The organism is Mycolicibacterium pulveris (genome assembly GCF_010725725.1).
GTDB classification, from domain to species: Bacteria; Actinomycetota; Actinomycetes; order Mycobacteriales; family Mycobacteriaceae; genus Mycobacterium; species Mycobacterium pulveris.
Map to the genome: position 1 here is coordinate 1,891,108 of NZ_AP022599.1, position 26,847 is coordinate 1,917,954.

The following is a 26,847-nucleotide window of genomic DNA, read 5'->3' on the forward strand; positions in this document are numbered from 1 at the left end:
GAGGGCACCGCAGAGGGCGTCAGAAAATGTCGAAGCCCGACGCTGGGGGACCCACGTCGTCGACGGCGTCGTCTCCATCGCTGCCGACGTGGGTCTCGGCGATCGGGATGTCGTCAATCTCGTCGATGATCGGTGCGTCCGTAATGTCGGACGTCTCGTCGAGCATGTCGAGCCCGGACCGCAGCACCTCACCGGGCTCCTCGATGACGTGAGCCTGATCGGCGATCAATGCGTGCGTGTCGTCGATCACCGGAGCCGGTACCTCGTCACCGAATGCGTCGAAGGCAGCGGTGGCCGCACCGCTGGCCCACACGTTCGTCGCCGCCTCACCAAGCCCGTCCAACGCGGCGGTGGTGGGCACATCGGTCACCAACGACGACATCGACTCGGCGACCACCGGAATCAGGGCTTCGACGTCGGCGCTGGTGACATTGGTCAGGTTGGCGTCGGCAATCGCCTGATCCGGATCGGCGGCGAAGCGGGCAGCGGTGTCCGGGTCCCGCACCACCGACATCACGAAGTCGAGCAACGAGTTGGCCATGAAACACCCTCCCTCCCAGTACAGATATATGCGGTGACAGCGCTACGGTTCGCGCCTGTCGTTGGCTTGATTTCGATGCTATCGACGGCGAACCCACCGGTGATCGGTGCCGAACCCAGCTCTACCGAGCCCCCGTTAGGGGGATCGGCGTTAGGGGTTTTCGACGCACTAGGGGATGTGCCGTAGCTTGGCGCGCCGAACCATTATCGTGAGACACGGCCAAACGTAGAGGTGAAGATGAGCGACTCACTCGGGTTGTCGATCGGAATGACAAACCTGGTGGCGGCCCGGATTGGCCGTCCCCCGGTGATGCGCCGCTCGGTTCTCACCCTCTTCAACAACCGACCCGCCGAAGTGGGGTTGCCCGGCGAATATGCCCATGACCCAACCCAACCCGGCCTGGTGCTCAGCGGGTTCGTCGAGCGGGTCGGCGACCCGGTCCCCCTGGTGGCCGCCGACGGCTCGGCGCATCGCGGGGAATACGTGCTCGTGGAGGCGCTCGACGCGATGGCCCGCACCGTCGGCGGCGGTTCCCCTATCGCGATCGCCGTGCCGGCGCACTGGGGACCGGGCACCGTCGGCGCGCTGCGCGGCGCGCTGCGCAGCAAGCCGAGCCTCATGCCCGACGGGCAGCCACCGGCGCTCATCCCCGATTCGGTCGCCGCGCTGGCGTCCCTGCAGGCCGCCCCGGGGCTGCCCGCCGAAGGCATCATCGTGCTGGTCGATCTCGGCGGCAGCGGTACCAGCATCACCCTGGCCGACGCCGGGTCGAACTTCGGCGCCGTCGGCGAAACCGTGCGCTACGCCGAGTTCTCCGGCGACCAGATCGACCAGGCGCTGCTCAACCATGTCACCGCCAGCATCGCCGAGTCGGCCAACGCCGACCCGACCGGCACATTGGGTCTCAACGCGCTGGCCCGGCTGCGCGACGAGACCAGGCGAGCCAAGGAACGGTTGTCGTCCGAGACGGCCACCGTGGTTCCCGTCGAGGTGCCCGGGTTCAACTCCGACGTTCGGGTGACCAGAAGCGAGCTCGAACAGCTGATGTCCGCACCGCTGGCCGGTCTCCTCGATACCATCGAAGAAGCCTTGCAGCACAACAACATTGCGCCAGCGCACATCTCCGCCGTCGCCACCGTCGGCGGTGGTGCGAACATCCCGCTGGTCACCGCTCAACTGTCGGAGCGACTGCGCGCGCCGGTGATCACCACCCCGCAGTCTCAGCTCAACGTCGCCGCGGGCGCGGCCCTGGTCGCCGACCGCGGGATCGCCGCGGACGCGCCCACCGGGTTGGCGCCGGCTGCCGATGCACCGACGAGCATGGCGGCCGCGGCGTGGGCCGCGGGTGCGGCGGGCATGGCCGCGACCGAGTCGGCCTCCGACGGTGCCGCATCGGCGACGTTCCGCGCGCTCGCCTGGTCGCAGGACGACTCGCCCGGCGGCGACCCCGTGCCCTACGCCGGCGAGGACTACACCTTCGACCAAGGTGCCACCGGCGCGCGCCCACCGATGGCATTCGCCCACGAAGAAGAGGGCTTCGAGCCCGAACCCGAACCGCTGCCGTGGTACAAACGCCCGCCGCTGCTGTTCGGCGCAGCGGCCGCCGCCGCTCTGCTGGCCGTCGGCGGGCTCGCGGTCACGCTGACCAACACCAGCAGCGACACCAGCCCGGTGACCGAAACCGCGACCACCGTCGAAACCGGACCCTCTCCGGAGGGCCCACCGACAACGGTTGCGCCCCAAACGATCACAGTGACCGGAACCGACGGACAGCCCACGACGTCGGTGATACCACCACCAGCGACCACCACGACCACGACGCCGACCACCACGAGCCCGACGACGACCACGACAACGACGACCACAACCACCACGACCACCACGACCACTACCACCACCACGGCACCGACGACCACTCCAACGACCATCACCACGACCTCACCGCCTGCACCCGAACCAGAGCCCGAGCCAGAGCCCGAACCGGAACCGGAGCCGGAGCCGGATCCAGGAGCGTGACCCATGGCCAGACCGGCGCCGGAACGACTCACCGACATCCCGCCGGGCGCACGGCAGGTCGTCGCGGCGCTGATCGCCGCGCCGACGACCCCGGTCAAGCTGCTTGTGTCGGGAGGCATCGGCACCGGCAAGAGTTCCGTGCTGGCCGGCATTCGGTCGGCGCTGCGAGACGCTGAACTCCCGGTGCTGACCAGACCCCCGCGCGACGGTGACGATCCGCGCGCCGCGGCGGTCATCGACGACGCGCACCTGCTCGGCGACGACGAACTCGGCCGACTCACCGACCGCGTCGCCGATCCGGACGCCACCGTCATCGTGGCCACCGAACCGCTGGCACATCGGCCGGCCCTGCGCGCGCTGACCACTGCGCTCGAGCGGGAAAACCCTACGGTGTCGTTGAGCGCGCTGAGCCCCACCGACGCCACCCAGGTCGCCACCGAACTGCTCAGCGCCACACCGACTTCGGAGTTCATGCGCGCACTGATGGCGACGACGGCCGGGCTGCCCTTCCTGCTCCACCCCGCGATCGCGGCCGCGGCGTCCCCCGACTCTGAGATACCTGCCACCGCCATGGCCGACGCGGCCAGATTCACATTGATCGAACGGCTGCGTCAGGTCGACGAACCGGTCCTCAACACGCTGCTGGTGTCATCGCTGAGCCGCGACCTCGGACCCGATGACGTGGCAGCGACGTTGCGGCTCAACGCCGATGACGCACAGCACGCGGTCGACCGTGCCCGCGCCACCGGGTTGATCGACCCGTCACGCAGCCATGCCTTCCTACGCACGCTGCACCGCTGCATCGCCCAGGTTCTCGGCGCAGTGCGTCACCACGAGATCGAGGTGTCGCTGCTGACGTCGCAGCTCGAATCCAAAACGCTGTCAGGCGATCTCGCGTTACAGCTGGCCGAACACGGATTGCGCGACGACCGGCTCTCCGCCGCGCTCACCGAGCTGGCCTCACGACATCGGACCCAACCGGCCAGGGCGGCAAGGCTGTACCGCGCCGCCGCCGCGGCCGGTGCGACCAGACCGACCTCCCAGCTTGCCGATGCTCTCGCGTTGACCGGTGACTGCACGACCGCCGCCCGGCTGGCCGACGAGCTACTCGGTTCCGAGGACGCGACGGAACGCGCGGCGGCCGTGCGGATCGCCGCCAGCATCGCGGTCCATGACGGCAGCGCCGCGCAGGCCGCCGATCTGTTCCGGTGGCTCGGCCCCTATCCGGACGCCTTCGTGAGCGCGGCCGCTGCGATCACCTTGTTCGCCGCGGGCGACCTGCCCAGCGCGCGTGCGGCGCTCGACGTCGAAAGCGCCGGGCCGCCGACGTCGACGGCGCGGGCGGCCCGCAGCCTCGCCGAGGGAATGCTGACGTCGGTGGAGGCGCCCTACTCGACGACGGTCGCCCGGCTCGGACAGGCCCTCGCCGCCGAGCACTTCCCGGCCGGCGTCACACCCGACACCCCAGCGGCGCTGCTGACGCTGACGGCCCTGCACGGCGGGGATCCCGTGCGGGCCCGCAGCGTCATCGCCAGGGCGGTGCGCGCCGGCCTCGAGGCAGGCACCGAGAACGTCGCCGTCGCCGCACGCCGACACCGACTGCTGCTGGGCTGGGCACGCCTGCAGGACGGCCACCTTTCCGCGGCGAGCGCCGACGTGGCCGCTGTCTTGACCGATCCGCCGTTGCACCGTCGCGATGCGCTGTGGGCGGCGGCGCTGCAGACGGCCATCGCCAGGCGCAGCGCTGACAGCGGAGCGATGCAGAAGCACTGGTATGCCGCGCTGGAAGTGCTCGCCGAATACTCGGTGGACTTGTTCTCACTGCTGCCGGTGGGCGAGTTGTGGGTGGCCGCCGCCAGGCTGGGCCAGGTCGACCGGATCCGACACACCCTCGACGAGGCATTCGGGCTCCTCGACGCGCTCGGCAACCCGGTGTTGTGGTCGGTGCCGCTGCACTGGGCCGGCGTGCACGCCGGAATCCTCGCCAATTCGCCGGACGCGGTGGCCCCGCACGGGCACGCCCTGACCGCGGCCAGCCGGGCAGACGGACCCGGGTCCACATTCGCCAAGGCATTGGCCACGGCGGGGCGGACCTGGCTGCGGGTGCTCGCCAACAGCGTCGACGTCGAAGAAGTCACCACGGCGGCGCGGCTGCTGTCGCAGTCCGGTCTGACCTGGGACGCCACCCGCCTGGCCGGCCAGGCCGCGCTGCAGACCCCTGACGGCCGGGTCTCCGGGGCGATGCTGCAGCTCGCCCGCGACCTCAAGCAGACCGCGACGCTCGACGACGCGCCGGGCCCCGAGCTCGGTGCGGCCCGCGAGGCCCGGGGCACGGGTCCGACCCGCCCGGCCGCGATGCGCTTGTCCGACCGTGAACGCGAGGTCGCCGAGCTGTTGTTGCTGGGCATGCCGTACCGCGACATCGGCGCCCAGCTGTTCATCTCCGCGAAGACCGTCGAGCACCACGTCGCCCGGATCCGCAGGCGCCTCGGCGCCGAGTCGCGCTCGGAGATGCTCTCGATGCTGCGGGCGATGTTGACGCCGCAGGGCTGACACCCACGGGCGCATCGGCGGCGTGAACGGGTATAGCCGGGTATAGCTAAGCCACCGGTCACCCCAGGGCACCGGGGTGCGGCGGTGTAGTTAGGCAAGCCTTCGTAGCGCTCTTTCTTCGTGGAGTGCGACGATGAGCCCGGCTTGAGCTGGCACTGAGCGAAAGCTACTGGCCGGTAACATGCGGTAAGTTACCCTCCGGTAACTTCAACACGGGAGGCACGTGGTGGAAACGCAGATGCTGATAAGGCTCGTCGTCGGCCTTGGCATGACGGCGATCGTGCTGGTATTCGCGGCCAAACGTGTGCTCTGGCTGACCAACCTGATCCGGGCGGGCGCGCGCACCAGCCCTGAGAACAACCGCAAAGACAATCTCGGCACCCGGATTTTCACGCAGATCAAAGAGGTCTTCGGGCAAACCCGCCTGCTGCGCTGGTCGATCCCCGGTCTCGCGCACTTCTTCACGATGTGGGGCTTCTTCATCCTCGCATCGGTCTACCTCGAGGCCTACGGGTACCTGTTCGACCACGACTTCCACATCCCGCTCATCGGCCGGTGGGATCTGCTCGGGTTTTTGCAGGACTTCTTCGCGGTCGCGGTGCTGCTTGGGATCATCACCTTCGCGATCATCCGGTTGCGCACCGAACCCAAGGAACACGGCCGCGACTCGCGCTTCTACGGCTCCCACACCGGTGGCGCCTGGCTGATCCTCTTCATGATCTTCAACGTCATCTGGACCTACGCGCTGGTCCGCGGCGCCGCGGTGAACACCGGCGCCCTGCCCTACGGCGACGGCGCCTTCTTCTCGCAGCTCATGGGCTGGGTGCTCAACCCGCTGGGGCTCGAGGCGAACGAGTGGATCGAAACCATCGGGCTGTTGCTGCACATCGGCGTGATGCTGGTCTTCCTGCTGATCGTGCTGCACTCCAAGCACCTGCACATCGGCCTGGCGCCCATCAACGTGACCTTCAAGCGGCTGCCGGACGGGCTCGGGCCGCTGCTGCCCGTGGAATACGAGGGCAAGCGGATCGACTTCGAGGATCCGCCGGAGGACGCGGTGCTGGGCCGCGGCAAGATCGAGGACTTCACCTGGAAGGCCTACCTCGACATGGCCACATGCACCGAGTGCGGCCGCTGCCAGTCTCAGTGCCCGGCGTGGAACACCGGCAAGCCGCTGTCGCCCAAGCTCTTGATCATGGACCTGCGCGACCACCTCTTCGCGAAGGCCCCCTACGTCCTCGGTCAGAAGGAATCGCCGCTGGAGAACACCCCCGAGGGTGGCCTCGGCGAGGAACTGCGCGGTGAGAAGCACGCCGAACAGCACCACGTTCCGGAGTCGGGCTTCGGCCGGATCACCGGGTCGGGGCCCGCGCAGGCCACCCGCCCGCTGGTGGGCACCGCCGAGCAGGGCGGCGTCATCGACCCCGACGTGTTGTGGTCCTGCACTACCTGCGGTGCCTGCGTCGAGCAGTGCCCGGTGGACATCGAGCACATCGACCACATCGTCGACATGCGCCGCTACCAGGTGATGATGGAGTCCGACTTCCCCGGCGAGCTCGGTGTGCTGTTCAAAAACCTTGAGACCAAGGGCAATCCATGGGGGCAGAACGCCAAGGACCGCACCAACTGGATCGACGAGGTCGACTTCGACGTGCCGGTCTACGGCAAGGACGTCGAGTCCTTCGACGGCTATGAGTACCTGTTCTGGGTGGGCTGCGCCGGTGCTTTCGAGGACCGCGCCAAGAAGACCACCAAGGCCGTCGCCGAGCTGCTGGCCACCGCCGGGGTGAAATACCTGGTGCTCGGTGAAGGCGAGACCTGCAACGGTGACTCGGCTCGTCGCTCGGGCAACGAATTCCTGTTCCAGCAGCTGGCCGCGCAGAACGTCGAGACCCTCGACGAGCTGTTCGAGGGCGTCGAGCGGCTGGACCGCAAGATCGTCACCTCCTGCCCGCACTGCTTCAACACGCTGGGCCGCGAATACCCGCAGGTCGGCGGCAACTACACGGTGCTGCACCACACCCAGCTGCTGAACCGGCTCGTCCGCGACAAGAAGCTGGTGCCGGTCAAGCCCGTCGACGGCGGACGCGAAATCACCTACCACGACCCCTGCTACCTGGGTCGGCACAACAAGGTCTACGAGGCGCCGCGAGAACTGGTCGGAGCCTCCGGCGCGAAGCTGACCGAGATGCCGCGCCACGCCGACCGAGGCCTGTGCTGCGGCGCGGGTGGTGCGCGGATGTGGATGGAGGAACACATCGGCAAACGCGTCAACCACGAGCGCGTGGAAGAGGCCATGGACACCGGCGCCTCCGCCATCGCCACCGGCTGCCCGTTCTGCCGCGTGATGATCACCGACGGGGTGGACGACGTCGCCGCCGCCCGCGAGGTGGAGAAAACCGAAGTGCTCGACGTGGCGCAGCTGCTGCTGGACTCGCTGGACAGGAGCAACATCAAGCTGCCCGAAAAGGGCACGGCCGCAAAGGAAGCCGAGGAGCGCGCCGCAAAGGCCGCGGCGGCTGCCCCCGCGGTGGAGAAAGCCGCACCGAAGCAGGAGCCACAGCCCGAGGCGGCGCCGGCTCAGGCGCAAGCCGCGCCGGCCGCGGAGAAGCCCGCGGCTCCGGCCCCCGCCAAGGGCCTCGGCATCGCCGCGGGTGCCAAACGGCCCGGGGCCAAGAAACCCCCAGCCAAGCCAGCGGCCGCCGACGCGCCCGCCAAGGCGGAACCGGAGGTCAAGGGCCTCGGTATCGCCGCGGGCGCGCGACGTCCCGGCGCCAAGAAGGCCGCGCCGAAGGCGTCGCCCAACGAGGGTGCGGCGTCCGTCACACAGCCGCCCAACGCAGACCCCGACCAGGCCACACCGGAGACCAAGATTGACACCGCCGATTCCGACCGCGGCGTCGAGCAGGCACCGGTCAAGGGACTCGGCATCGCCCCCGGTGCCCGGCGTCCGGGCGCGAAGAAGTCGGCGGCGCCGGCGAAACCCGCTGAGCCGCAGTCGAAGCCAGAACCCGCCAGCGAATCCAGCGCTGCGCCTGAGGCTTCCGCCGACGACGGCGGTGACAAGCCGGCACCCCCGGTGAAGGGTCTGGGAATTGCGAAGGGTGCGCGGCCGCCGGGCAAGCGATGAGCCAACTCACGCACGGCTGACCAGCGATTTTAGATAATCGTTGGACAGCAGTGAGAATATTGGGAACGTGACTACGCACCACCTGCCGTTCCATGCCACCGGGCATCCCCCGCGGCAGCGCACGTTCACGCAGTCATCCAAGCTGCAGGACGTGCTGTACGAGATCCGCGGGCCCGTGCATGAGCATGCGTCGCGGCTGGAGGCCGAGGGGCACCGGATCCTCAAGCTCAACATCGGCAACCCGGCGCCGTTCGGGTTCGAGGCGCCCGATGTCATCATGCGCGACATCATTCAGGCGCTGCCCTATGCGCAGGGGTACTCCGACTCCAAGGGCATCCTGCCGGCGCGGCGCGCGGTGTTCACCCGCTACGAGTTGGTAGAGGGCTTCCCCCGCTTCGACGTCGACGACGTGTACCTGGGCAACGGGGTCTCCGAGCTGATCACGATGACGTTGCAGGCGCTGCTGGACAACGGCGATCAGGTCCTGATCCCGGCCCCGGACTATCCGCTGTGGACCGCGTCGACGTCGCTGGCCGGCGGCACCCCCGTGCACTACCTGTGCGACGAAACCCAGGGCTGGCAACCGGACATCGCCGACCTGGAGTCCAAGATCACCGAACGCACCAAGGCGTTGGTGGTGATCAACCCCAACAACCCCACCGGCGCGGTCTACAGCCGTGAGGTGCTGACCGAGATCGCCGAGCTGGCACGCAAACACCAACTGCTGCTGCTGGCCGACGAGATCTACGACAAGATCCTCTACGACGGCGCCGAACACATCGCGATGGCCTCGGTGGCCCCCGATTTGTTGACGCTGACCTTCAACGGCCTGTCGAAGGCCTACCGGGTGGCCGGCTACCGCGCGGGCTGGCTGGTCATCACCGGTCCCAAGGAACACGCCGCGAGCTTCATCGAGGGCATCAGCCTGCTGGCCAACATGCGGCTGTGTCCCAACGTGCCGGCGCAGCACGCCATCCAGGTCGCGTTGGGCGGCTACCAGAGCATCGACGATCTGGTGCTGCCCGGTGGGCGGCTGCTCGAACAGCGCGACGTGGCCTGGGAGAAGCTCAACGAGATTCCCGGGGTGTCCTGCGTCAAACCGCAGGGGGCCCTCTACGCGTTCCCGCGGCTGGATCCCGAGGTCTACGACATCGTCGACGACGAGCAGCTCGTTCTCGACCTGCTGCTGCAGGAGAAGATCCTGGTCACCCAGGGCACGGGCTTCAACTGGCCCACCCCGGACCATCTGCGCATCGTCACGCTGCCCTGGGCGCGTGACCTGGCCGCCGCGATCGAACGCCTCGGCAACTTCCTCGCCGGCTACCGCCAATAAGGCTCTCGGGCAGACTTTCGTTCCCAAGATCGCGCGGATGCGCGAGACTGAGACGATGGCGGCTACCGACCGGGCAGCCATCGCGTTCGAGCGCCACGCTTGGACCGACGTGTACAGGTGCCTCACCGACACCACTGAGTCGCTCACCGCCGATGACCTCGAGCGCCTGGCGGTGGCGGCCTATCTGATCGGTGAGGACCTGCAGAGCGTGCATGCCTGGGAGCAGGCCTACGCCGCGCGCCTGGCGGTCGACGAAGCCGCCCGGGCAGCCGAGTGCGGGTTCTGGTTGGCGCTGACCCAGCTTCTGCACGGCAACACCGCCCGCGCCGGCGGATGGCTCGCCCGGGTGGGCCGACTGCTCGACGAGGCGAACCTTGACTGCGCCGCCAGGGGCTACCTGCTGGTTCCTCCGGCCCTCGGGGCATGGGCCAGCGGCGATTCCGCCAAAGCTGCTGAGTTGTGCGGCGAGGCAGGGCGCGTCGCGGCACGCTTCGGCGACCGCGATCTGGCGGCGATCGCGTTGCTGGGCCAGGGCCAGGCAGCGGTCACCGCGGGGGAGACAGCGCGCGGCGCGGCGCTGCTCGACGAGGCGATGGTGAGCGTCACCGCCGGCGAGGTGTCGCCGATTCCGGCCGGGATCGTCTACTGCGCCGTCATCGAGACCTGCATGGGCGCCTACGACCTGCGCCGAGCAACGGAATGGACCATGGCGTTGAGCGCCTGGTGCGAATCCCAACCCGATCTGGTGCCCTACCGCGGCCAATGCCTGGTGCATCGCTCGCAGATCCTGCAGATTCACGGCGAATGGTCCCAGGCGGGCAAGGCCGCCCGGCAGGCGTGCGAACACCTGGCGCATCCGACCCCACACCCCTCGTTGGGCATGGCCGCCTACCAGCGCGCCGAATTGCACCGGCTGCACGGCGAATTCGACGCCGCTGACGCCGCGTACCGGCAGGCTCACCAGCACGGCAGGGAGCCGCTGCCCGGCTTGGCGCAACTCCGACTGGCCGAGGGACACATCGACGCCGCGGTCGCCGCCGTCCGCCGCGCCTTGGACACCAACCCAGACCGGTTCGCCCGGCCCGCGACCCTCGCCGCTCACGTCGACATCATGATCAGCGTCGGTGATGTCGCCGCCGCGCGAACGAGTGCCGACGAGCTCTCCGGGCTTGCCACCACCGTCGACGCCCCGTACCTGCATGCCGTCGCCGCGCACGCCGACGGGTCGACGCTGCTCGCCGAAGGCGACGCCACCGCGGCGTTGAAGACGCTACGCCGAGCCGCCGCCGGCTGGCGGGAGTTGTCGATGCCTTATGAAGCCGCCCGCACCCGGGTCCAGACCGGTCTTGCCTGCCAAGCACTCGGCGATTCTGATTCGGCGGCAATGGAATTCGACTCCGCGCGGGACGCCTTCGGCCAGCTCGGCGCCCAACCCGACATGGACCGGCTGGCTGACCTCGTGGCGCCCAAGCGCCGGTCGGCGGGCGGGCTGACCGAGCGGGAATGCGAGGTGTTGCGGCTGGTCGCCGCGGGCAAGACGAACCGCGAGATCGGTGCGAGCCTGACGCTCAGCGAGCACACGATCGCCCGGCACCTGCAGAACATCTTCGCCAAGTTGGGGTTGTCCTCGCGGGCCGCCGCCACCGCCTACGCCTACGAGCAACACCTGGTGTGACCGACCGCGGTGGTCAGAACTGACCACCGCGGCGCGACCAATATGGTGGATCCGGTCGACGCGACAGCAGCGGCCGCAACCCTACCGTTGCACCATGTCTCAGCACGTTGACTACCGCAACCTCCGACGCATCGAAGCCGAGAACTACGCCCGCGATTTCGTCCCGGTCATCCCCGCACCGCTTGCTGCCGACCTCATCGCGGCGGCCGACCCCGTGCCAGGCGAGTTCGTCGTCGACGTCGCATGCGGTACCGGCGTCGTGGCCCGCCTGGCGGCCCAAAGAGTCGGAGCCACCGGCAAAGTCGTCGGAATCGATCTGGTCCCCGAGATGTTGTCGGTCGCCGAGCAAGCCACCGCGTCCACCGATACCCCGATGGAGTGGCGGGAGGCCCGTGCGGAGGCACTTCCCCTTCCCGACGAGTCATACGACCTGGTGCTGTGCCAGCTCGGGCTGATGTTCTTTCCCGACCGCTCCGCAGCGGTACGGGAGATGCGACGGGTGTTGTCGCCTGGCGGTCGTGTCGCGATCAACGTGCCGGGAACCATGCCACGGCTGTTCGAGGTGATGGCCGACGGGCTCGCTCGCCACATCAACCCGGACCTGCCCGGGTTCCTGCGCGGTGTCTTCTCGCTGGGCCACAGCGAGCTTCGCCGGCTGTTACAGGAGGCAGGCTTTCACCATGTGGCGGTCGACACCACGACGAAAACGCTGCGGCTGCCCCCGCCGAACCAATTCCTTTGGCAGTACCTCCAAGTCACTCCGGTGGCAGAACGTGTCATGGCTGCCGACGCCGAGCGTCGACAGGCACTCGAGAAGGATGCGATCGCGGGCTGGCAGGAGTTCCTCGACGGCGACAGCCTGGTCGTGGAATTGCCGGTCATCACCGCGACCGCTAAAACAATCCCGGTGTAGATCTCGGCGATCGCTCGATGATCACGTATACCTCTAGTGTGTGTGGCCGTGGGGCATTCGCACGGACACTCCCACTCCATGAGCGGCCCTGCGCCGCTGGGCCCGCTGGCCGCGAAGGTGGTCGTCGGGCTGCTGATCCTCATCGGCATCGCAGTGCTGGCCGGCACGGTGTGGCTGTGGCCCAGCCAGCAGAAGACCGATATCCCCCTGCCGTTTCAGAACGCGGCCGGCGGCGCGGTCACCACCGAAGCCGGGCACGTCATATCCAGCAGCGCCGCCGCCTGCGGCAGCGCCTCGGCCGGACGTGTGCTGACCGCGGCCCCTGTGCCCGCCCGCGGCGACGGCGGCACCTGTGTGCAGGCGCTCATCGCGATCGACTCCGGACCCAACACCGGCGCCCACACCCTGTTGGAGTTCAGCGGCGGGCCTGGGCAGCCCGATCTCGCCGTCGGCGACCAGGTTCGCATCAGCAGACAGATCGACGAGGCCGGCACCACCACGTACTCGTTCTACGACTACGAGCGGACGTGGCCGTTGGTCGCGCTTGCCGCCGTGTTCGCGGTCGTCGTCGTCGCCGTGGCCCGATGGCGCGGGCTGCGCGCGCTGATCGGCATCGTCGTCGCGTTCGGCGTGCTGGTTGTCTTCCTGCTGCCCGCCCTGCGCGACGGCGCGGCCGCTGTCCCTGTCGCGCTGGTGGCCTCCGCGGCGATTCTCTACGCGGTGATCTACCTGGCGCACGGGGTGAGCCTGCGCACCAGCGCGGCCCTGCTCGGTACGCTGACGTCGCTGCTGCTGGCAGCGGTATTGTCTTGGACTGCCATCGAATTGGCGCATCTCACCGGTCTGTCGGAAGACCAGAACAACACCGTCGCCGCATATCTGGGCGACGTGTCGATCACCGGTCTGCTGCTGGCCGGGTTCATCATCGGCTCGCTCGGTGTCCTCAACGACGTCACCGTCACCCAGGCGTCCACGGTGTTCGAGTTGGCTGAGCTGCAAGGCAGTTCACGCCGGGCGGTCTTCGTCGGCGCCATGCGGGTGGGCCGCGACCACATCGCCAGCACCGTCTACACGTTGGTGCTGGCGTATGCGGGCAGCGCACTGCCGCTGCTGCTGTTGTTCAGCGTCGCCAACCGCTCGCTCGGCGACGTGCTGACGAGCGAGAGCGTGGCCATCGAGATCGCCCGTTCGGCGGTCGGCGGCGTCGCGCTGGCGCTGTCGGTTCCGTTGACGACGGCGATCGCGGCAGTGCTGGCCACCCCGCGCGCCGCTAGCGGTCCTCCAGCAGCTGCAGCAGATATGCGCCGTAGCCCGATTTGAGCTGCGCGTAGCCCTGCTCGGCCAACTGCTCGTCGTCGATGAAGCCGAGCCGCCACGCCACCTCCTCGGGCACGCTGATCTTCAGACCCTGGCGCCGTTCGATCGTCCGCACGAAATCGCCTGCGTCCAGCAGCGAATCGAATGTCCCGGTGTCCAGCCACGCCGTGCCGCGGGCAAGCACCTCGACGGTCAATCGACCTTGGTTGAGGTAGGTCCGGTTGATGTCGGTGATCTCGTACTCGCCGCGCGCCGAAGGCTGTAACGAGCGGGCGATCTCGATGACGTCGTTGTCGTAGAAGTACAACCCGGGCACCGCGTAGTGTGACTTCGGCGTCGCGGGCTTCTCCTCCAGCGACAGCGCACGGCCGTCGTCACTGAACTCGACCACGCCATAGGCGGACGGGTTGGCCACCCAATAGGCGAAAATGACGCCGCCGCTGACGTTTTGGAACCGGCTCAGCCCGGTGCCCAGGGCGGGACCGTAGAAGATGTTGTCGCCCAACACCAACGCGACCGGACCGGTTCCGATGTGGTCCGCCCCGATGATGAATGCCTGGGCCAGACCTTCGGGGCGCTGCTGGACCGCGTAGGTGATGTTGATGCCGAACTGCGAACCATCGCCGAGCAACCGATGAAACGCCGGGGCGTCCTCTGGCGTGGTGATCAGCTGAATGTCGCGGATACCGGCCATCATCAGCGTGGACAACGGGTAGTAGATCATCGGCTTGTCGTAGACCGGCACCAGCTGCTTGCTGGTGCCCATCGTGATCGGATAGAGCCGGGTGCCCGACCCGCCGGCAAGGATGATGCCGCGCATCAGCTCTTGAGGTCTTTTTCGGTCAGTTCGGTGGCGGCCAACGCCGAGGCGAGGTCGCCGTGGTGAAACACCGCCGTGACGTGGTCGTGCACGACGCGGAATGCCGACGCCGTCACCACAGCGCCGGGGTCGGCGGGCAGTTCCTCGGCCACCACGACGCCGTCGTGCACATACATCCGGCCGGTCTCGACCTTGATGGCGGGCTGCTGCTGCGCCCATCGCCGCAGCGCGGTGTGGCCCTGGCTGGCCCCGTCGGTGTCACCGAGTTCGATGTCGTCGCTGGACAGCGCCACCAGCGTGTCGAGGTCTCGCTCGTTGAGCGCGTCATACCAGGCGAGGACGGTGGCGATCTCCGAAGTGCTCATGGTCGTGAAGGTACTACGCCACCTAGAACGGTGTGCGCTCCAGCCAGGCGTCCCAGACCTTCACATCGCCGAAGACCTCCAGTCCGGCGTCGGCTGCGCTGCGCCGACGCATGATCGCCAGCAGCAGATCCTTGACCGGGCCGCGCAGCGCGACGTCGCCCTTGCCGTGGTCGTGCGTCCAGCTCATCCCGTGTTCGTCGTTGACGACGGTCCACTCGCCGGTGGGACCGAGCCCGTCGTCGGTGGCGTGCAGATGCATGGTGCGGCCGAAGTCGACGGGCGCTGCGGCCCGCGTGGCCTGAACCGACATCAACTCGATCCACTCGCTGATGCCGTCGGCGGCCACCTCGACCGGCACGTCGAAAGGAGCGCCCAAGGCGAGCGCGGCGTCGGCGCGGTGCACCACCACCTCATGCAACAGGCGGCGGATCCACCACCCCGCCGGGCGCGGCCCCGCGGCCGTCCACACCCGTTCCGAGCCGACCCGGTCGACCGCGGCGATGACGGCCCGCGGACCGGCGTTGAGCCAGTCGATCGCGGCGTCGGGATCGTCGGGCGGCTTGCCGTCGCGCACCTCGCGCGGATCAACAGGCGTGGTCCGGCGCTCGGCGATGATCTGTGCGGCCCAGCGGCTTCCGCGCCCGACGTGGCGGAACAGCTGCTTGAGTGTCCAGTCCGGACAGGTCGGTACGGGCGTCGACGGGTCTGCACTGCGGATCAGCTCCCCGAATTCCCGGGTCTGGTCGAGCAGCGCTGCTCGGAAATCCACGCCCCGAACTTAACCCAACTGATCGGACTTGACCGCAGAACCGATCGAGGCGGGCGCTTTACCGAGCGTGACCGGCAGTGACGACCAGCCGCGCAGCACCCGGGTTTCACGGCGGCTGCCGCCGCCGGCCAGGCGCGCGTCGGGGAAGCGTTCGAAGAAGGTGCGCAACCCCACCTCACCTTCGGCCCGCGCCAACGCGGCGCCCAGGCAATAGTGTCTGCCGCCCGAGAACGACAGGTGCTTGCCCGCGTTCTCGCGTTCGATGTCGAAGCGATGCGGGTCCTCGAAGACGTTCGGGTCGCGGTTGGCGCCGGCGAGATAGAGGATGACGACGTCGCCGCGACGCACCCCGGTGCCCGCAATGTCGGTGTCTTTCCCCGCCATTCGCGCGCTGAGCTGCACCGGCGAGTCGAGGCGCAGGATCTCCTCGACGGCGTTGGGCCACAGTTCGGGTCGGTCGGCCAACGTCTCGAGATGCTGCGGCGAGTCCAGCAGCATGCGAATTCCGTTGCCCAGCAGGTTGACCGTCGTCTCGAAGCCCGCGGCCAGCACAAGGCCCGCAGTGGCCATCAGCTCTTGTTCGTTGAGCCGGGCGCCTTCGTCGCTGGCCTGGATGATCTGGCTCATCAGATCCTCGCCGGGGTTGCGGCGCAGCTCGGCCAGGTGGTCGACAAGCCAATCGTTGAAGCCTTCGACACCGCGGTTGACCTGGCGGTACACCTTCCACGGCACCCCGATGTCCAGGCTGGGCGCGCCGAGCTCACCGAACTCCAGAATGCGCGGTCGCGCTTCGTCGGGCACGCCGAGAATGTCGCCGATCACGGTGACCGGCAGCCGCGAGCAGTAGCGCTCGACGATGTCGACGGTGCCGGAGGCGTCGGCGATCTCGTCTAGCAACGCATCGGCGGACTCTTGCACCCGGTCCTTCAGCGCGGCAACGGCTCTGGTGGTGAACACCGACGACACCAGCTTGCGGTAACGGGTGTGGTCCGGCGGTTCGACCGACAGCATCGAGGGCGGCTCCAGCGGATGCAGCATGTCGGTCTTGGTTCGGTCGGCCACCCACCGCAACGGTTTGGGCAGCGTCGACCCCATGGCGAAGACCCGGAAATCCTCCGAACGCAGGAGGTCGTTGACGATCGTGTGGTCGACGGTCAGGTAAGCGGCCCGGCAGCGCACGATGGGTCCGAGCGCGCGCAGTTCCTCGGTGAACGCGACGGGGTCGGTTCGGACCACCGGATCGGCGATCAACCTGGCCTGCGGGTCACCGCGACGGACGCCCAGCCACGAGAACAGGCGCACCACCCCGTGCATGGCCGCCCACCGAACCCGTTGCTTGATCGGGCCGTTGCGTCGAGGCGAATGGCTGTTCTGCACGATGGCCACAGCCTACCGAAATCCTCGGCCCGGCCACCGGGCGGTGAGCACCGCCCTTCAGACGTTGCGCCTGCCGAGGCCGTACACCTGCCAGCCGGCGTCGCGCCACCGGGCAGCCTCAAGGCAATTGCGGCCGTCCACAACCACTTTGGCCCGTACGGTGGCCGCCAGCGCGGCCGGATCCAGTTCGGCGAACTCACGCCATTCGGTGAGGACAAGGACCGCGTCGGCGCGGTCGCAAGCCTCCACCACTGACGTCGAATAGTTCAACGTCGGAAACACCCGCCGGGAGTTCTCCAACGCCCGCGGATCGTAAACGTTGACCGTCGCGCCGTTGAGCTGCAGCATGCCTGCGACATCGAGGGCAGGCGAGTCGCGCACATCGTCGGAATCGGGTTTGAACGCCGCGCCCAAGACCGCGATGTTCGACCCCGGCAGCGAGCCACCGCACGCGGTGGTCGCCAACTCCACCATGCGGGTCCGACGACGCATGTTGATGTTGTCCACCTCCCGCAGGAAGGTCAGCGCCTCGCTGGCGCCCAATTCGCCGGCGCGGGCCATGAACGCCCTGATGTCCTTGGGTAGGCACCCGCCGCCGAACCCCAGGCCCGCGTTGAGGAACCGCCGCCCGATCCGGGGGTCGTGCCCCAACGCGTCGGCGAGCACGGCCACGTCGGCGCCGACGGCCTCGCACACCTCCGAGATCGCATTGATGAACGAGATCTTGGTGGCGAGAAAGGCGTTCGCGGACACCTTAACCAGTTCGGCGGTCTGCAGATCGGTCACCAGCAGCGGTACGCCGTCGCGCAGCATCGCCGCGTACAGGTCCCGGATCGCGGGTTCGGTCCGCGTCGAGTCCGCTTGCACACCAAGCACAATCCGGTCGGGATGCAGGGTGTCGTGCACGGCGAAGCCCTCCCGCAGGAACTCCGGGTTCCACGCGATCTCGACGTCCACACCGGCGACGGCCAGCGGCCGCGCCCGGTCCGCCAGGTCGGCGGCCGTGCCCACCGGCACCGTCGACTTGCCGACGATCACCGCCGAACGCCGCAGTCGGGGCACCAACATGTCGATCACCGAGTGCACATGGGCCAGGTCGGCGCCGTAATCACCCTTCTTCTGCGGGGTTCCGACGGCCAGAAAATGCACGTCGGCGAACTCGGCCGCCTCATCGTATTCGGTGGTGAAGTGCAGTCGTCCGGCAGAAAGGTTGTCGCTCACCATCTTTGGCAGGCCGGGTTCGTAGAACGGAACATCTCCGGCTGCCAGTTTGGCGACCTTCCCCGGATCGACGTCCACGCCGAGCACCTCATGCCCGATTTCGGCCAACCCCGCGGCGTGGGTGGCGCCGAGATATCCGGTACCGAACACCGTGCATCGCATACTGCCTCTATAGGCAGCCGCGGTGAGCTATCCGCTACGCGACACTGAGCGGCCGGCCAACATCAGGTGACCAGCGTGGTGGCGTCAGCTGCAGAAGATCAGGAAGCAGTTGCCGCCCGACCCGCCCGAACCGCCGCGCCCGGACGGCCCCTGAGAACCACCGGAACCACCGGAACGACGTGACCCCGGTCCGTAGTCATCCGAACCGCGGGATCCCGACGAGCTGCCCGAGCCCGAACCCGAACCGTTCTCCCACGGCGGCCACTGCGGGCTCTGCGGCTCGTCGGGCTCCTCCCACGGCGGGTTCCACGGCTTGGGCGGCGTCCACGTCGGGGTGGGCGGGTCATACGACGGCGGCGCCGGACGCCACGGCGGCAGCCACGGGTTCCGCGGCCTCGGGTACCACACGGCCGGCGGCTCATACACCGGCGGCGGGATGTACACCGGCGCCGGAACGGGTGCGGGCGCCACCGGAGCAGGCGCGGGCGCGGCGGGCGGCGGTGGCGGCGGTGCCGCCGGCGCGGGAGCGGGCGCGGGCGCGGCGGGCGCCTCGACGTACACCGTCCGCGGCGGAGCCTGCGGAGCCTCCTGCACGACGGGGATCGGGGCCTTGATGGTCTCGGCCGGCGGCGGAGGTGGTGGCGGCGCCTCGACCGGTTGGGCCTCCTGGCGCACCGGCGGGGGCGGTGCGGGGGCGATGGTGCTCGGCACGATCGCGCTCTGGCCGGGGCTGGGCCGCTGGTCGGCCGTCGGGCGGATGCTGACCGCCAGCGAGATGACCAGGGCCACCACGCCGATGACGAAGATCGACGTCAGCGCGCTGCCGACGAGAAGGAAGGGCTTGCGCTCCTCACCGGCCAGCTGAATTTCGGTCTGCGGCTCGTCGTCGGAGAACGGGTCGGCGCCGTCGAACGGCGCCATCTGGGTCTGGGCTCCGGCCAGCGCGGCGTAGGCACTGCCCGCCGTGGGGCCGTCGGGGTCCTGGGAGTAGGCCAGCCCGACGGTGGACGCCTCGAACGCCGGGGCGTTGGCGGCGGCCAGCGCCGCGCCGCGGGCCGCCGCGAGGTCGGGTTCGTCCGGCGCGCTCACGGGCAGGCTGACGAGATTTTCGAGGTGGTTCTTCACCGACGCGATGTCGACGCCGGAGCCGACGACGAACATGGCCTGCGGTCGCGACTCCTGCGCGTCGACCGCGGCGGCCATCTCGGCGAGCACGGCCATCGCGTCGCCGCTGTGCAGGGTTCGGCTGAGCACCTTGACGACCGACCCGTCGTCGGTCTGCACGACCGACAGCGTGGCGGTGTCGCGGTCGATGAAGAACAGCGCGGTGGTGTCGTATCCGACCGCTCGGCCCACCGCCTGCGCGAGCGCCGCGGCGGCGTGGCCGTCGGAGACCAGCATGACGTCGTCGATGCCGCGGGCGGCCAGCCCGTCGCGCAGCGCCGAGGCTTCGGTGTGGTCGCTCCAGGTAACCCCGATCGCTTTGAGATGGTGTCCGCCGGTTTCGGCGCTCTCCTTGGTGCCCAGCACGGCGTCGATCACTTGGCTAGGTGCGCTCGACGTTGCCGAGCCGGGTTCGTTCGTCACGTCGAAGACGTCGTGATCGACGGTGAGGCCGTCGGCCTTCTCGCCCTCGACCAGCACCAGGCGGACCGTCGTGGGTGTCATAGACACACCGAGAACGATGTCCACTGACCCTCCAAAACTGTTTGCTACGCTGTCTAGGTCTTCGCTCTGCCCCGCTTTTCACACAAACCGGCGACTAGTACTTAATCGGCCGAAACAGACTCGGCGTTACGTTCCAATGCGCCATTAGCTGATGGCGATTAAGTTGGGGTCGCCACTTCGACCCTACTCGGATCAACGGGCGTGCGCGCCGGTCAGTTCACTCAGCTTGCAGGGCGCCGAAAATGGCGCGCCGGGCTCAGCTCGATTTGAGGAAGTTCTGATACGACCGCGACGGTGTCGGGCCACGCTGGCCCTGATATTTCGACCCGACTTTGGCGCTGCCGTAGGGGTGCTCGGCCGGGCTGGTCAGCCGCAGCAGGCAGAGCTGGCCGATCTTCATGCCCGGCCACAAGATGATGGGCAGGTTGGCGACGTTGGACAGCTCGAGGGTGATGTGTCCGGAGAAGCCGGGGTCGATGAAGCCCGCGGTCGAGTGGGTCAGCAGACCCAGACGGCCCAGCGAGGACTTCCCCTCGAGGCGGCCGGCGAGGTCGTCGGGCAGGGTGCACAGCTCCAGCGTCGAGCCGAGCACGAACTCGCCGGGATGCAGCACGAACGGCTCGCCCGGATCGGGTTGCACCAGGCTGGTGAGCTCGTCCTGCTGCAGGGACGGATCGATGTGGGTGTAGCGGGTGTTGTTGAACACCCGGAACAGGTTGTCCAGACGCACGTCGATGCTCGACGGCTGGATCAGGCTGTCGTCGAACGGGTCGAGGCCCAGCCGCTCGGCGGCGATTTCGGCGCGGATGTCGCGATCGGAGAGCAGCACCCGACGAGCCTAGCCGCTCGGATGTTAGCCTTCGTGCTCAAACAGGCCGGTGTAGTTCAATGGCAGAACATCAGCTTCCCAAGCTGAGAACGCGGGTTCGATTCCCGTCACCGGCTCCAGTGTCACGGCCGGCCGAGGGTCGTTAGCCTCGGCGATGTGGCTACCCCGGCGCTCGATCTGCTGCTCGGTCCGGAAGGCCCGAACGTGCTCGCCGCCGCGATCGCCGAATACGACTGCCAGCTGGAGGACCTCCGCGCGGCCGAGGTCAACGTGGACCCCTCGGGTGCCGCGATCGTGGCATACGAGGCGGGGGTGCGCCGCGCCGACGGCACGTTGACGGCGGAATTTCTCGGCGCCACAACCGGAAAGCGGATTCCGCCGGGCGCGGCCGTCGTCGCGGGCGAGTACCGCGGCGAGCAGGTCGAGGTCGGAATCTGGGCCTGGCCTCGCGATCCCGCGCTACCCGCACTTCCGACGGCGAGCGCCCCGTCCCTGCTGGCCGAGCTGTTTCGCGAGTTCGGGTTGAGCAAGGCGGCGTCCCTCGACATCCGCCCACTGCGGTACCTGCCGTCGCGGCACGCCGTGCTCGAGGTGCACGACGGCCGTTTCCGGTGGTTCGTCAAGGTCGTGCGGCCCACAGCGGTGGCCGACCTCTGCCGTCGCCACGAACTCACATACCGCCACGTTCCCGTTCCCCCGGTTCTCGCCTCGACCCCGGACGGCGTGATCGTGCTGCCCGAAGCGCGGGGAACGCCCCTGGACACCCTGATCACCGACGGCGGCGCCGCGCTGCCCGCACCCGAGGCGCTGGAATCGGTCCTGGACGCGCTGCCGGACGAACTCATGTCGCTCGAGCGGGAACCGTCACATCTGGAGCTGGTCGAATACCACGCCGGCGCGTTGCGGTGCGCGGCCACCGACGAGCCCGCGGTGCTGGCCCGGCTCACCGACGTGGTGGACGCCCTGCTCGAGGTCGAAGCCGAGCGGGAGGAGGTGGTGCCGGTGCACGGCGACTTCCATGAAGGCCAGCTCTTCGTCGAGAACGGGGTCGTGACCGCGGTTCTCGACATCGACAGCGCGGGGCCCGGGGAACGCTCTGACGAGTGGGCGACGCTGCTCGCGCATTTGTCGGCGGTAGCGCTCGACGAGACCAGCACCGAAGTGGCCACCCGGTACGCGGACGCGGTCCTCGCCCACGCGGAGCGGCGGGTGGCGGCTCGGCACCTACGAGAGCGGACGGCGGCGGCGCTGGTCGGGTTGGCCACCGGGCCGTTTCGCCTGCAACATCCCCAGTGGCCCGGGCACACCGTGGACCTGCTGGACGTGGCGATGCGATGGCTGTCGGATACGACCTAAAAGGCCCAATCTGCGCCTTGCGGCCCTTGGTGATTCGCGCAAAACTGGACAGTGGGCCGGGGAAGCGAAACGAACGGGAACCGAAGGGAAAGATCAGTGGAACGACCGGCCACCTGGAAAGTCGTGACCCTCGGCGCGGCCCTCACCAGCCTGAGCGTTGCGGGTGTCGGCACCGCTCAGGCAGACAATGGAGCTAGCGTCCCTGCCCCCGCTTCGGTGAGCGCGGGCGAACTCAACGCGCCGCTCCGCCCGCACGGGACCCCTCATTGGTCACCGTGGAGACCTCACTGGACCCCGTGGAAAATCGTGAGGAGCCCGTGGAAGTGCGTGCACAGCCCGTGGAAGTGCGTCCCACGCTGGTGACAACGGGCCGATCGGCGCGGCGGTGACATCGTCGCCATCGCGTAACCTCGTAGCGTCGATCTACGGTTGACCGCCGAAAACCCAGCGGGCAGTACATTTTCCGGGCAGTGCATGTTCGAAGATGCATCCCGTCGTCCGCGGTAATCAGAGGGTTCGCTGAATCTCGGCAGGAAGTTGCCTCTGCGGATGAGTCGCCGAACCCGTCATCGACGGCTCTGCGCTCTTTAGAACTCGGTGCCAGCGCCCCGGCTCCGCGGATATCGATTCGGCCACGCGGGCGCGTCGCTGACGCCGCAGTGCTGACGCGACCGTTAGATTCCTGGTCACTATGACAAAGGTTCTGCACCTGGTGGTTGCCGCCGCCACGCCTGCGATCGCGGGCGTCGCACTCGCCGCCCCGGCACTTGCCGCCCCGACACTGCTCAACGGCAGCTACAGCGAAGTCGACGGCGACCCCATGAACGTGTGGACCATCTCGACGAGCTGCGGCCCCGCCGGTTGCACCGGCACGGTCTCCAGCAACGAGGGCTGGCAGACCCCCACCACGTATACGGGCGGCCGCTGGGTCTTCACGGTCTCCAAGCCCGGCGGCCTGATCTGCGACGACGGGCACTACGAACCGGCCGTCGTGTCGATGTCGGTGGACCCGGTGACGCTCAGCGGAGTGATCTCGTCAGATTCCAATTACGGCTGCGCGGGCGGAATCGTCACCCACGCACCGTTCCAGCTGCAGAAAGTGGGCTGACCCCGCAGGCCGAGAACTACGCGGGCGCGCACCGGTGTAACGAGCAGTTCAGACCCGATACCAGAAGGTCATAAACGGTGCAGCGGCGGCCTTCTCGTACCGGGTTTCTGCTGCGTAAATTTTAGGAAATTGCCCCACTGGGCTTTTCATCGCCGATAGTCTCGACTCCTCGATTTGAGAGGTGCGAAATGTTCGATCTGCCAAGGTCAACCAGTCGATTTCTCGGCGCTGCCGCGATCGGTGTCGCGCTCGCTGCCGGGCCCGCCATGGCCGCGCTGAACCAGTCGCCATCGCAGCCACTGGCCGAACCCGCGTGTACGGGAGCCGAATCCATCGTCGACGGCACGCCGACGTGTGTGCCCGCCCCCGCTCCGCCCACGGCCCCTGAGGCGCCCAGCAATACCGGGGTGGACTCCCAGGAGCACGACGCCGGACATCACTGAGTCCACGCGTCAGCGGAGATAGACCTCGTCGCCGGCGGGGTATCCGCCCCCGATCGTGGTGATGTGGACGTGGTCGTAGTGCCCGTGCCCGGACCCCTTCGCACCGTCGGGTGTGTAGTACACACCGCGCCAGATCACGTCCTGCAGCCCGAACCGCTTCGCGTTGCGCAGCGCGTACCAGACGATCTCGTTGCCCAGCGCGATGCCCGCGGTGCTGGTCGGGTTGGGGATCATCACGTCGAGCGCCAGACCGTTGGGATGCCACCGCAGTGAATCCGGTCGAACGCCACCGATATTGCTGATCTCGGGGAAGGCCTCGCTGATGGCGCGCGCGGTCAGGATCGTCTTGACCTGCAGCCCGTGCTCGGGCGCCACGCCCGCGGGCAGGGACCGGTCGACGATCCGTAGCCGCGACGCCGCGAACACCTGACCGGGCGGCGGCGTCGCGTCCGGCTCCTCGACGATGAACGGCGGCGCGGTCGGCGGCGCGGCCACCAGCTCGACGCAGCACGGCTCGGCCGTCTCGACGTGATCCGCGACCGGTGCGGCGAAGACCGGCTCGGCGACGACGGGTTCGGCGTCGCGGCTGGTCTCGGCAGGTGAATGCGCGTCGCCCCCCACCGCGAACAACACAGCGGCTGGGGCGATGATCGCAGCCACGCCCATCGGCGGCCTCCGCCGCTTCGTGGCTAAGGAATGGCGGCCCACGGGGGGCAGCCTATATCAATTCGTTACATTTGCTGCAACCAGTGACACCCTCTATACACAAACGCGCAGGTCAGGCAGGGGACGATCGACGGATGGCGGGTCTGCTCGAGAACAAGGTCGTCATCGTCGCCGGTCTCGGCGGCATCGGCAACGGCCTGGCGCGCCGCTTCGTCGAGGAGGGCGCGTTGCTGGTGGTGGGCGACCTTGACGCGGACCTGGTGGACCGCGTCGTCGCCGACCTCGACCCGGCGGGCCGGCGGGTGCGGGGCGTGCCCCTCGACGGCGCCGACGACGACTCCGTTGCCGCCATCGTGAAGTTGGCCGTGGACACGTTCGGCCGCCTCGACGGCATGCACGTCAACTTCGCCAACACCGCCGACGCGTACCTTCCCGGCGGCGTGGTCGAGCTGCCGCTCGAAGTGTTCGATGACGTGATGCGGGTCAACGCAAGAGGTTTCGTGATCTGCGCCAAGCACGCGATACCGGCGATGATCGACAGTGGTGGTGGCTCAATCGTTTTCACCGCGTCAGCCGACGCCTACAACGCTGCCAGCACCCGGGTCTCATACCAGATGAGCAAGGCCGCCCAGCTCGCGTTGATGCGCCACATCGCCCGCCGGTACGGGCCAAAGGGCATCCGCGCCAACGCGATCGCTCCTGGCCTGATCTGGCACTACAAGTTCGACGAGCAGCCGATGCCCGACGGCGTCGTGGATCAGGCACGCGCCCGTCAGATGATCAAGTCACGCTTCGGCTCGCCTGACGACATCGCCGCGTTGGCGGCTTTGCTGCTCTCCGATGACGGCAGCTTCATCACGGCCCAGACGATCAGCGTCGACGGCGGCGTGACGTTTCGGCCCTGACGGCCCTGGATACCGCCACTGAGATGAGGGGTAATCTCTGTTCCGATCGCCAGCGGGATGGGGGCTTGACCATGAACCTCGTGCTGGGTCTTTCGATGACTTCCAGCGCTGTTCGATGGGTGCTTGTCGAGGGCACGACGGGCGACGGTGACACCGTCGACCGCGGCGCCTGCGACCTCGCCGAGGCGGTCGAGCCCGCGGACCTGCTAACCGTCGTCCTAGCCAACGATTTCGACGGTCCCATCCACGCCATCGGCGTGACCTGGACAAACGAGGCCGAAGCGGCGGCCTCCGGCGTGCTGGACGCCCTCGCGGCGCGTGGTTTCGCCCATGTCATCGCGGTCTCCGAGGTCGAGGCCGCCGAGGAGCTGGCGGCCGGGCTCGCCGACATCGGCGGCTACGACGACCTCGCCGTCTATGTCTGTGAACCGGATGCCGCGGTGGTCGCGGTGGTCACCCCCGGTGGTGTGACGGTCGACCGCGTCGACGCGACCGAGCGGGCGCCGGCGCTGTCGCCGCTCGACGAGTGGACCCCGGATGCGGTGTTCGTCCTCGGGTCCGCCGAGGACCTCGACGCGACGATGGCCGCGCTCGCCGAGGCGACCGAGGCGCCGGTCATGTCGGCGGCGGGCGCCGACGTGGCCTTGGCCCGCGGCGCGGCGCTTGCGTCGGCGCGCGCGGTCACCGCCATGGCCCCGGCCGGGCCGAGGCTGCCGTCGAAGGTCGGGGCGTTGGCGTCGGTTCTCGCGGCCGCCGTGGTGACGTTCGTCGTGTCGCTGTCGGTCGCCGTCGGGCTGAGCCTGTCCGGCGGCGCGCCGTCCGAGCCGGCGCGGGCCGCGAGCGCGACGAATCCGGTCGACGAGCCCGAGGGCGCACCGTCGCCGTCGGAGAAGAAGGTGTCGACGCCGGCCGAGGCCCGCAAGGTGGTCGCGCAGACCATCGCCGTCGCGGTTCCGCCGCCGCCGGCCGCACCTGTCGCCGAACCCGTGTACGAACCGCCGGAATACGTGGCGCCCGCCCCCGAGTACCCGCCGCCGGCCCCCGAAGCGGCGGTCGAGCCGGCTCCGGCCCCGGCGTACGTGCCGCCCCCACCGCCGCCGGCCTACGTTCCCCCGCAACAACCGGCGTACGTGCCGCCCCCCAAACCGCGGCTTCGTGACCGCATCATCGAGCGGATCCCGATCATCAACCGGTTCCACGAACCGGAATATCCGTACCCGCGCTAACCCTCGGGGCAGGCCGCTGGCGCGTCGTCGCGGATCGGCCGGTCGGCGGGCAGCGTGTAAGTGACCACCGCTTCGGCGTGTTGCGCGGTCTCGTTGGAGACGACGTGCGGGACGCCGGCTGGGATGAAGATCGCCTGACCGGCGCCGAACGCCGTCGGCACACAGTCGGACGCGGTCCGCACGTGCATGGTGCCCTCGTTGATGACCGAGTACTCCGGGCCGGGGTGGGTGTGCCATCCGCTGCTGGCCGCGGGCCCGAGCACGATGTTCTGCACATACAGCGTGGTCGGCTGGCCCACCGCGACGATTGCGATCGGGACGTCCGTCGTACCCTCGGCCAGATCGGTGCGCTCGATGTCGCCGTTGGCCGGGGTGGCACCCGCCGTCGGTGACATCGCCACCGTCAGCATGATCGCCGCACCCGTGAGGACGAAGCGTTTCGCCAGCATGCGTC

General features: G+C 68.7%; 22 protein-coding genes and 1 tRNA gene. 13 read left to right on the forward strand and 10 right to left on the reverse strand.

Annotation, left to right across the window (positions count from 1 at the left end):
• Positions 1 to 19: 19 nt before the first annotated feature.
• Positions 20 to 541: an Rv0340 family IniB-related protein gene (locus G6N28_RS09195; protein ID WP_163899601.1), complete on the reverse strand. Its 522-nt coding sequence runs from the start codon at positions 539 to 541 to the stop codon at positions 20 to 22.
• A 237-nt stretch (positions 542 to 778) separates the two neighbouring features.
• On the opposite strand from G6N28_RS09195, the gene G6N28_RS09200 reads away from it, so the two are divergent.
• The 7 genes from G6N28_RS09200 to G6N28_RS09230 all read left to right on the forward strand — a co-directional run bounded on the left by G6N28_RS09200 (position 779) and on the right by G6N28_RS09230 (position 13,481).
• On the forward strand, positions 779 to 2,557 hold the full coding sequence (locus G6N28_RS09200; protein WP_163899603.1) for an Hsp70 family protein: 1,779 nt from the start codon (positions 779 to 781) through the stop codon (positions 2,555 to 2,557).
• 3 nt (positions 2,558 to 2,560) lie between these two features.
• Entirely contained in the window at positions 2,561 to 5,110 is a 2,550-nt protein-coding gene (gene iniR / locus G6N28_RS09205; RefSeq protein WP_163899605.1) for an isoniazid response ATPase/transcriptional regulator IniR, read from the forward strand.
• A gap of 226 nt (positions 5,111 to 5,336) precedes the next feature.
• On the forward strand, positions 5,337 to 8,240 hold the full coding sequence (locus G6N28_RS09210) for a heterodisulfide reductase-related iron-sulfur binding cluster (protein ID WP_163899607.1): 2,904 nt from the start codon (positions 5,337 to 5,339) through the stop codon (positions 8,238 to 8,240).
• 58 nt (positions 8,241 to 8,298) lie between these two features.
• On the forward strand, positions 8,299 to 9,573 hold the full coding sequence (locus tag G6N28_RS09215) for a pyridoxal phosphate-dependent aminotransferase (protein WP_308207203.1): 1,275 nt from the start codon (positions 8,299 to 8,301) through the stop codon (positions 9,571 to 9,573).
• 37 nt (positions 9,574 to 9,610) lie between these two features.
• Positions 9,611 to 11,248: a LuxR family transcriptional regulator gene (locus G6N28_RS09220; RefSeq protein ID WP_179962045.1), complete on the forward strand. Its 1,638-nt coding sequence runs from the start codon at positions 9,611 to 9,613 to the stop codon at positions 11,246 to 11,248.
• Between the two features lie 94 nt (positions 11,249 to 11,342).
• Positions 11,343 to 12,161: a methyltransferase domain-containing protein gene (locus G6N28_RS09225; RefSeq protein WP_163899611.1), complete on the forward strand. Its 819-nt coding sequence runs from the start codon at positions 11,343 to 11,345 to the stop codon at positions 12,159 to 12,161.
• A 48-nt stretch (positions 12,162 to 12,209) separates the two neighbouring features.
• Positions 12,210 to 13,481 (forward strand): YibE/F family protein, encoded by a 1,272-nt coding sequence (locus G6N28_RS09230; protein ID WP_163899613.1) that lies wholly within the window; start codon positions 12,210 to 12,212, stop codon positions 13,479 to 13,481.
• Here the strand turns inward: G6N28_RS09230 and rfbA are convergent.
• From rfbA to dcd, 7 genes are all read right to left on the reverse strand, one after another.
• On the reverse strand, positions 13,432 to 14,298 hold the full coding sequence (gene rfbA, locus G6N28_RS09235) for a glucose-1-phosphate thymidylyltransferase RfbA (protein ID WP_163899615.1): 867 nt from the start codon (positions 14,296 to 14,298) through the stop codon (positions 13,432 to 13,434). The genes G6N28_RS09230 and rfbA overlap by 50 nt on opposite strands.
• A complete protein-coding gene (locus G6N28_RS09240; protein WP_163899617.1) occupies positions 14,298 to 14,663 on the reverse strand; it encodes a nuclear transport factor 2 family protein in 366 nt (121 codons plus the stop codon). Before G6N28_RS09240 ends, rfbA begins: the two co-directional genes overlap by 1 nt.
• 22 nt (positions 14,664 to 14,685) lie before the next feature.
• Positions 14,686 to 15,432 (reverse strand): maleylpyruvate isomerase family mycothiol-dependent enzyme, encoded by a 747-nt coding sequence (locus tag G6N28_RS09245; RefSeq protein ID WP_163899619.1) that lies wholly within the window; start codon positions 15,430 to 15,432, stop codon positions 14,686 to 14,688.
• Between the two features lie 9 nt (positions 15,433 to 15,441).
• Positions 15,442 to 16,746: a cytochrome P450 gene (locus G6N28_RS09250; protein WP_163906026.1), complete on the reverse strand. Its 1,305-nt coding sequence runs from the start codon at positions 16,744 to 16,746 to the stop codon at positions 15,442 to 15,444.
• Between the two features lie 120 nt (positions 16,747 to 16,866).
• Complete coding sequence (locus G6N28_RS09255) at positions 16,867 to 18,192, reverse strand: UDP-glucose dehydrogenase family protein (protein WP_163899621.1); 1,326 nt, start codon at positions 18,190 to 18,192, stop codon at positions 16,867 to 16,869.
• An 84-nt stretch (positions 18,193 to 18,276) separates the two neighbouring features.
• Positions 18,277 to 19,884: a DUF7159 family protein gene (locus G6N28_RS09260; RefSeq protein ID WP_163899624.1), complete on the reverse strand. Its 1,608-nt coding sequence runs from the start codon at positions 19,882 to 19,884 to the stop codon at positions 18,277 to 18,279.
• Positions 19,885 to 20,116: 232 nt separating this feature from the next.
• Positions 20,117 to 20,689, reverse strand: a complete 573-nt coding sequence (dcd, locus tag G6N28_RS09265) for a dCTP deaminase (protein WP_163899627.1) — start codon at positions 20,687 to 20,689, stop codon at positions 20,117 to 20,119.
• A gap of 45 nt (positions 20,690 to 20,734) precedes the next feature.
• On the opposite strand from dcd, the gene G6N28_RS09270 reads away from it, so the two are divergent.
• The 4 genes from G6N28_RS09270 to G6N28_RS09285 all read left to right on the forward strand — a co-directional run bounded on the left by G6N28_RS09270 (position 20,735) and on the right by G6N28_RS09285 (position 23,596).
• A tRNA-Gly gene (locus G6N28_RS09270) sits at positions 20,735 to 20,808 on the forward strand.
• Positions 20,809 to 20,845: 37 nt separating this feature from the next.
• Positions 20,846 to 22,045: a phosphotransferase gene (locus G6N28_RS09275; RefSeq protein WP_163899629.1), complete on the forward strand. Its 1,200-nt coding sequence runs from the start codon at positions 20,846 to 20,848 to the stop codon at positions 22,043 to 22,045.
• Between the two features lie 691 nt (positions 22,046 to 22,736).
• Entirely contained in the window at positions 22,737 to 23,153 is a 417-nt protein-coding gene (locus G6N28_RS09280) for a hypothetical protein (RefSeq protein ID WP_163899631.1), read from the forward strand.
• Between the two features lie 188 nt (positions 23,154 to 23,341).
• Positions 23,342 to 23,596 (forward strand): hypothetical protein, encoded by a 255-nt coding sequence (locus tag G6N28_RS09285; RefSeq protein WP_163899633.1) that lies wholly within the window; start codon positions 23,342 to 23,344, stop codon positions 23,594 to 23,596.
• A 9-nt stretch (positions 23,597 to 23,605) separates the two neighbouring features.
• Here the strand turns inward: G6N28_RS09285 and G6N28_RS09290 are convergent, their stop codons facing one another.
• On the reverse strand, positions 23,606 to 24,304 hold the full coding sequence (locus G6N28_RS09290; protein ID WP_235674523.1) for a VldE C-terminal domain-containing protein: 699 nt from the start codon (positions 24,302 to 24,304) through the stop codon (positions 23,606 to 23,608).
• A gap of 92 nt (positions 24,305 to 24,396) precedes the next feature.
• Between G6N28_RS09290 and G6N28_RS09295 the strand changes: the two genes are divergently transcribed.
• Together G6N28_RS09295 and G6N28_RS09300 are read left to right on the forward strand one after the other, a co-directional pair.
• Positions 24,397 to 25,167: an SDR family NAD(P)-dependent oxidoreductase gene (locus tag G6N28_RS09295; RefSeq protein ID WP_163899638.1), complete on the forward strand. Its 771-nt coding sequence runs from the start codon at positions 24,397 to 24,399 to the stop codon at positions 25,165 to 25,167.
• A gap of 71 nt (positions 25,168 to 25,238) precedes the next feature.
• Positions 25,239 to 26,393 (forward strand): DUF7159 family protein, encoded by a 1,155-nt coding sequence (locus G6N28_RS09300; RefSeq protein WP_163906028.1) that lies wholly within the window; start codon positions 25,239 to 25,241, stop codon positions 26,391 to 26,393.
• Here the strand turns inward: G6N28_RS09300 and G6N28_RS09305 are convergent.
• Positions 26,390 to 26,842, reverse strand: coding sequence for a cupin domain-containing protein (locus tag G6N28_RS09305; protein WP_163899640.1), 453 nt, complete (start codon positions 26,840 to 26,842; stop codon positions 26,390 to 26,392). The genes G6N28_RS09300 and G6N28_RS09305 overlap by 4 nt on opposite strands.
• Positions 26,843 to 26,847 lie beyond the last annotated feature (5 nt).